The organism is Stutzerimonas sp. (assembly GCF_982611455.1).
This window is the reverse complement of the sequence record NZ_CEXBBO010000030.1, coordinates 55,157-62,030: the sequence shown is the minus strand read 5'-3', so window position 1 is coordinate 62,030 and position 6,874 is coordinate 55,157. Positions and strand designations below refer to the sequence as shown.

General features: G+C 56.8%; 6 protein-coding genes, 1 tRNA gene and 1 pseudogene. 6 read left to right on the top strand and 2 right to left on the bottom strand.

The features are described from left to right. Positions 1 to 492: 492 nt before the first annotated feature. Positions 493 to 852 (bottom strand): hypothetical protein, encoded by a 360-nt coding sequence (locus AC2LD7_RS16975; RefSeq protein ID WP_484598901.1) that lies wholly within the window; start codon positions 850 to 852, stop codon positions 493 to 495. On the opposite strand from AC2LD7_RS16975, the gene AC2LD7_RS16970 reads away from it, so the two are divergent. The 6 genes from AC2LD7_RS16970 to AC2LD7_RS16945 all read left to right on the top strand — a co-directional run bounded on the left by AC2LD7_RS16970 (position 836) and on the right by AC2LD7_RS16945 (position 6,013). Further along, positions 836 to 2,683: a glycoside hydrolase family 5 protein gene (locus tag AC2LD7_RS16970; protein ID WP_484598900.1), complete on the top strand. Its 1,848-nt coding sequence runs from the start codon at positions 836 to 838 to the stop codon at positions 2,681 to 2,683. The genes AC2LD7_RS16975 and AC2LD7_RS16970 overlap by 17 nt on opposite strands. Before the next feature lie 445 nt (positions 2,684 to 3,128). Next, positions 3,129 to 3,980, top strand: coding sequence for a hypothetical protein (locus AC2LD7_RS16965; RefSeq protein ID WP_484598899.1), 852 nt, complete (start codon positions 3,129 to 3,131; stop codon positions 3,978 to 3,980). Then, positions 3,977 to 4,420: a phage holin family protein gene (locus AC2LD7_RS16960; protein ID WP_484598898.1), complete on the top strand. Its 444-nt coding sequence runs from the start codon at positions 3,977 to 3,979 to the stop codon at positions 4,418 to 4,420. The genes AC2LD7_RS16965 and AC2LD7_RS16960 overlap by 4 nt, the downstream gene beginning before the upstream one ends. Beyond that, positions 4,417 to 5,229: a DUF3618 domain-containing protein gene (locus AC2LD7_RS16955; RefSeq protein ID WP_484598897.1), complete on the top strand. Its 813-nt coding sequence runs from the start codon at positions 4,417 to 4,419 to the stop codon at positions 5,227 to 5,229. The genes AC2LD7_RS16960 and AC2LD7_RS16955 overlap by 4 nt, the downstream gene beginning before the upstream one ends. Positions 5,230 to 5,327: 98 nt before the next feature. Continuing rightward, positions 5,328 to 5,403, top strand: a tRNA-Thr gene (locus AC2LD7_RS16950). 100 nt (positions 5,404 to 5,503) lie between these two features. Beyond that, positions 5,504 to 6,013 carry a hypothetical protein gene (locus tag AC2LD7_RS16945; protein ID WP_484598896.1) on the top strand — a complete coding sequence of 170 codons (510 nt, stop codon included), beginning with the start codon at positions 5,504 to 5,506 and terminating at the stop codon, positions 6,011 to 6,013. On the opposite strand, the pseudogene AC2LD7_RS16940 reads toward AC2LD7_RS16945, so the two are convergent. Beyond that, positions 6,014 to 6,753 (bottom strand): annotated as a pseudogene (locus AC2LD7_RS16940) (phage integrase); the annotation flags it as partial. Positions 6,754 to 6,874: the final 121 nt, after the last annotated feature.

Sequence of the window (6,874 nt, the reverse complement as noted above, 5' to 3'; positions counted from 1 at the left end):
TTTTCAGTCGGCAGAACAGCCTCTACTGGGTCAGTTTTCGGTCAGCGGCAACAAGTAATGGGGTTCGCTTCGGGAATAACCGCGCTAGAAATATCTCCTCAGCTCTTATAAGCCGACCGGAAATGAGAGCGCCTTGCTGTGCCCGTTCGTCGGACAAGCTATAGGAAAAAGCGGCGCTGCCGAGGGGGCGGATTCAAAAAAATGACGCCTATATTCGCAGTAGCGGAACGGTTTAAAGCGGCTGAGCAGCTATTAAGGGCAATATCAAAAAGCCAGTTTCTAATAGCGCATTAATGGCCGGTCAAAAACGTGGCGGTGGATTGACGATACAAAGCCGTCAAAAAAATTTTGTGTATTTTTAAAAACCTATTATAAAGCCGCCACGCAACGGATTGCCGGGTTCCCCACCAAGGCAATCCGGCGTCCTTTGCCAAGCGGTTCGTCCGGTTGCGCGTAGTGAAACATCTGCCAGTAAGCGCCTGTACGACTTAATTAACCTCCCGCCTCTTTTTTAAAGGCTTCGGCCTTTTGAAGTATTAAGTTCCGGAGAGACTGAATGTCTATTAATGTTTTTACTGGTGCCCCCAAGGCACTTGTTCGCTCCATTGCTCTCGCTGCAGTATTTAGCTCCGTCGCCATTAGCGGCGAAGCGGCTGCCGCCATTACGGTAAGTGCCTCATCGGCCACCGCCTTCACGTCTTCAATCAATAAGTTCACCAGTAACGATTTCCTTAATGGTGTCTGGCGCCGGACTGCAGGTTTTTCGGCCCCGGCAAGTTCTGCCGCGATCGCCGCCTTCAAGCCGGGCGTAGAGATCAAATTTGCTGATGGCCAAGTGCGCAAGATCAGCAAGGTTTATGTCGTTGGCAAAAACCTCAGCGTTTATGTTGCTGGCGGCGTGCTCGATGGCGCCAAGGTCGGCGCACCGCACAAGGTCAGCACCGTTGTCAGCTCGGTGGAGGCCCCGGCCACAACCGCTCCGGCACCGACTGCACCCAGCAGCACGCTCGCTGCCACCGTGAACAACTTCACCAATTCGGATTGGGATAACGGTATCTACCGTAAGTCGCCTGGGTTCTCTATTCCTGATAACGCAGCCAACAAGGCAGCGTTCGTTAAGGGTGCCTCGGTGAAGCTGGCCGATGGCCAGGTACGCAAGATCACCGCAATTTACGACTCGGGTGCCAACCTATCGGTCATGATGGGCGGCTCTGCTCTGTCTGGCAGCAGCGTTGGACATCCGAAGACTGTCAGCGTGGTGTCCAGCAATGCTAATGCAACTACGCCACCGGCTACCGTTGCACCTGCACCTGCACCTACGCCGACACCGACTGCACCCAGCACGGCCTACACAGCCGGACTGAACAGCTTTACAAACTCGGATTGGGATAATGGCATCTACCGTAAGGCAGCCGGTTTCTCCATCCCTGACACCTCGACCAACAAGGCGGCGTTCGTTGCCGGTGCATCGGTAAAACTGGCCGACGGCCAGGTTCGCAAGGTAGCCGCGGTCTATGATGTAGGCGCGCACCTCTCGGTCATGCTGAGCGGCAGTGCTCTGTCGGGCAGCGCGGTCGGTTATCCGAAGACCATCAGCGTGGTTTCCGGTACTACCACCACGAAGCCTTCGACAACCACGCCAGCGCCGACGCCTGTACCAACACCGGCTCCAGCGCCTACTCCGGCCCCCACGACTCCAGTAGTCAGTGACGGCAGCGGTATCGATCTTGTTGGCGTGAACTTCGGTTCGGGCGTGTTCGATCCTTCGAACGTTCCAGGCATTTACAACAAGGGCTATACCTACGCCGACGAGTCTTACTACAAGCGGCACGCCGGCCTCGGCTTTAAACTGGTTCGCCTGGGCTTCCTCTGGGAGCGGATCCAGCCGAAGCTGGGTACCGAGCTGGACGCGGCGGAACTGGGACGCATCAAGCAGTCGCTGGATTACGCTCAGAAGTACGGCATCAAGGTCATCCTTGACATGCACAATTACTACCGCTACTACGGCAAGGTGATCAACTCGCCTGAGGTACCGCGTGCACAGTTTGCCGAGACCTGGCGCAAGATCGCCGTACAAGTCTCCAGGCATCCGGCCCTGTATGGCTATGGTCTGATGAACGAGCCGTACAACACCGGTAACAACCTCTGGCCGCAAACTGCTCAGGCAGCCGGGCAGGCTATCCGTAAGGTCGACCCGACCAAGTGGATCATGATCGCAGGCGACCGTTACTCCAGTGCGTTCCATTGGCAGAAGTACAACACCCAGCTGATCAACGATCCGTGGATGCGCGATCCGAAGAACAATCTGGTCTACGAGGCGCACCAGTATCTCGACTACGATTACTCGGGTACCTACCGTAATCGTGCAGAAACTTTCGCCCCGAACCTGGGTGTCGAGCGAGTCAAGCCGTGGGTAGAGTGGCTGAAGAAGAACAAGCTGCGTGGTTACCTCGGTGAGCATGGCATTCCGGACTTCTCTCCCTCTGCCGTGGTCGCTACCGACAAGCTGCTGGCTTACCTGAACGAGAACTGCATCCCGAGCACCTACTGGGCTGCCGGTCCTCGCTGGGGTGAGAACATCATGGCGCTGGACGTAACCAGTGGTAAGCACCGCCCTCAGTTGGCACCGCTGCAGAAGCATTCTGCTGCCAAGAAGACGTGTTCTACCATCGGTCCGCTGTAACCGCGACCAGATAAAAAAACGGGCCTACGGGCCCGTTTTTTTTGTGCATTGGAAAAGGCGATTCCAAACAAGAGTGCTGCTCGTCGGCTGCGGTTTCGCTCGGTGCAACGTTGAGGGCATGACTTCGGTTTATCGCAGCCTCACAAAACTATCGATTAACCGTTTCGCTTGTTTATGTGCCGTTACGCTTAACCCCAATGCTTATGCGGCATTGCAAGAAAGTCGGGCAACTTGCCATTATCCAGAACTGAAAAAGTTAATCGATAAAGAACTTAGTGTAATTAAATGCCCCCTCGGGAGGGCATGCCGAAATAATGGAACTCGAAAATACAGGCCCGGTCACCATATATGTGCGCACCGAAATTACACAGTTCGCGTTTTACCGCAGTTGCTGTGTTTCTACGGACCGTGGTCTTCCGGCCAAGCCATATAAAAGGTGAATCAAATGACGACACCCGACGAAGAAATCACTGGTTACGGTGGCCAGCCCAAGACCGGCCCCAGTTCTACTTCTAGCACTTCAGCTTCTACTCCTGGTCAGCCCACCGCTGGATCGTCGATTGAGCATGCAGCTGAAGACGCTAAAGCCAAGACTCGGCAGGCTGCCGATCAGGTGAAAACTGAAGGCAAAAGCCAGCTTGAAGGCTATCGCGAAACGGCTGCCGACGAGCTCGAGGCTGTCGCTCAAAGCGCTAAGGCAGCCGCTCAAGAGCTGGAAGGACATGATCGTCTGGGCTTGTCCACGTACGTTTCCAGCATGGCGCAGAGCATGGTCAAACTCTCCGACGATCTGCGCGGCAAGAGCGTCGATGAGCTGTTCCAGGATGTAAACCGGCTGGCGCGGGACAATCCTGGCTTGTTCATTGTGGGCAGCGTTGCGCTCGGGTTCGGGCTGACTCGCTTCGCCCGCGCCTCCAGCAAACGAGCCTCGCATCACGACTATCAGAGCCACGATAGCTCCGCTTCGTTTCCGTCTTCGGGCAGCCGACATGAGCCGTCGGCTGGGGGCCGTTTACCCGGTCAGGATGAGCTAAATGCACGGCTGAATACCGGTGAGTCCGGAACTATCGGCAGCATCAGCAACGCTGGGGTTTCTTCTGCAACCAGCACCTCGCGACCCACAACGGCTACGACCGGAGCGGGTACCGGCGTCGGCGGGGCTGATCTCGGAGCGGGTCTGGGAACCAGCAGCACCGCTGGTAGCAGCGGTGTTGGCTCATCCACGGGCACGGGGGCTGGTCTCGGCTCTCCATCCAGCCGCGACGGCAAAGGTACTGACGGAGGACTTTTCCCATGAGCGAAGCACGTAAGACAGCCACACCCACGGTGAATACACCGGAGCCAGGTTTGCGGACCGAAAGCGACAGCTCTGTAGGCGGACTGTTACGGCAGCTGACTCACGAAGTTCCATCGCTGGTAACTAAAGAGCTGGCGCTGGCGAAAGCCGAATTGAGCGAGTCCATCCGTGCCACCAAGGCTGGTGCCGCCAGCGTTGCCAGCGGCGGGGCGGTCTTGCTCGGTGGCTTCATCATTCTGTTGATGTCGGCAGTCTACGGCCTGAGCAATGTCATGGAGCCATGGCTTGCTGCTCTGATCGTCGGCGGTGTCGTCGTGGTGATCGGACTGGTGATGGTGTCCGCCGGCAAGAAGAAGTTCGAGGCGTCTTCGTTCAAGCCTGAGCGCACCATCAATTCGGTCAGCAAGGATAAAGAAGCCGTCAAGGGGCACACATCATGAGCACACGTAATCAGATAGATGCCGAAGCACAGAAGGATCCCGCCGAACTGGAGCGGGAGATCGACCAGCAGCGAGCTGAAATAGGCAACATCGTTCATGCGCTGGAAAACAAGCTATCACCGGGTGAGCTCATCGACACCGCGCTGGGTTACGTGAAAGGTGGCGGCGGAGAGTTCTTTTCCAACCTGAGCAATACGGTCAAGGCTAATCCGGTGCCGACAGTACTGACTTCCATAGGATTGCTGTGGATGATGGCAGGGCAGAATCGCCAGCCACATTCGAACGTCACCACCGCCAGTTATAACGGTGCGTCAACGGGCCCCTCGATGGGCGAAAAACTTTCGGCCAAGGCCGCTGGGGCCAAGCAACAGGGTGCCAATATCAAGGACAAGGCCAGTCAGATGAGCCACAACGTTTCCGAATCGCTCGGCAATGCGCGTACTCGGGCAAGCGACTCCGGGCGCCACGCGTCTGAACGGCTTCGCGGCGGTGCTGATCGAGCGCGTGGCGGTTTCAATCAACTGCTCCAGGAGCAGCCGTTGGCGCTTGGCGCCATCGGTATCGCGCTGGGTGCGTTGCTGGCTGCTTCGGTGCCGTCGACACGCAGAGAGGACGAGATGCTGGGTGAAGCCAGCGATCGCATGACCGATAAGCTTCGCCACAAGGCCGAAGAGGGATACGAGAAGATATCTGCCAAAGGTCAAGACGTCGCGGCTCAGGTTAAGCAGCAGTACGCCGATAACAGCGAAACCTCTCGATCGAGCGCAGGCCCGGTCGGCACAACCGGCTCGACCTCTGCCGGATTGTGACGTCACGCGATGTCGCTTCGGCCTTTGGCCGAGCAGTGAATTCGCCGGGATCGGGCCTTGAGTCTGCCCCGGCGAAATCCGATAATGCGCCGCTCGTCGCCGGTGTAGCTCAGTAGGTAGAGCAGCGCATTCGTAATGCGAAGGTCGGGGGTTCGACTCCTCTCACCGGCACCAATGAAATCAAAGGGTTAGCTTCGGCTAGCCCCTTTTGTTTTTGGGCAGGGTGTCTCACAACTGTCCCATTCTTGTCTCGGCTTTATCTCACCGACATATCATGCGTGAAATGGTCACCCGCGGATTGGATCGCGTGCCCACCACTAGCTTCGTCAGATCATTATTGCTCGCAGTTCTGATCGTACCTGCTATATCCATCGCTTCGGATACGGGATTGGAGTTGCTTCGAACCGCCGCAGAAAAAGGTGATTGCGCTATACCCTACGAAGGGAAGCAAGAACCTGCGGTTGCGCTTACTGCCTCTGCTTATGACTTGCCCTCGGTTAGCCCTCAAGAAGTGATTCAGCTGCTGGATCGTTTTATAGGGAACGGCTGCTCGATTCATGCGGCAGACTCAAACGGAACATCCCCAGTCAATGTGGCAGTTCTAAGCTCCCAGCCAGAATTGCTGACCTATCTCCTAGAGAAAGGCGCAGATCCCACAACGACGATCGTGAGCGCCAGACAATGGGCGAATGGCAAGAACAGTCTGGAGTTCGCTGAATTTATATTCCGCACGAAACCCAGCTCGTCACGGGCGGCCGTCGTCGACATTCTCAAGCGCTATTAATCAGCGGTTATCCAGTAGTAGCGCTAAGGGTGAATGACTAAGCACTGTCGCGAAGTGATCCGGCGCCAGATGTGAATAGCGCATCGTCATCTTGATATCGCCGTGGCCCAGGATTCGTTGCAGCGTGAGGATGTTGCCGCCCTGCATCATGTAGTGGCTGGCGAAGGTGTGCCGGAGGATGTGGGTGAGCTGGCCGGGGGTGTGCAGGCCGGTGCGTTCGTAGGCTTTACGGAACGCCGACCGGCAGGAGCTGAACAGTCGACCCGATCCAGGGTAGCCACGCTCGAGGATCAGCTTCACCAGATCATCAGGCACCGGAATCGAGCGGACGCGGCCATTCTTTGTCCGTGAAAACCGAACCTGCCCGTTGGCGAGCTGATTGCGGGTAATCGATTCGGCCTCATCCCAGCGGGCACCAGTAGCCAGACACAGCTTGGCGACAGGCAGGGTATGGCTGTTGGTCGAGCGGGCGCATTCGTTCAGCACCAGTGGCATTCGTCCAGGGTGAGAAAGGTCAGCTCGGTTTCGTCGATACGCAGTTGCCGCAAATTGGCGAGTGGGTTGGCTTCATGCCAGACGCCCAGGCGGATCATCTCGTTGAACACAGCTTTCAGATAACGGTGTTCATGGTTGACCGTAGCCGGGGTGCAGCTCTTGAGCCGTTCGGCCCGGTAGCGACTGAATTCCAGGGCGGTCAGCGATGATGCAATCGGGTTACCCAGGGCTTCGACAATTGCCAGTAGTTCGCCCGTAGCGTCGCTGAGCTGCTTGCTGGCTTTTTGCATTACGTCGTTGCGTAAGCCGCGATAAAGCGTGTTGCAAAATTACTTTGGTCTGGATGGGCTTGAATTATCTGCTCGA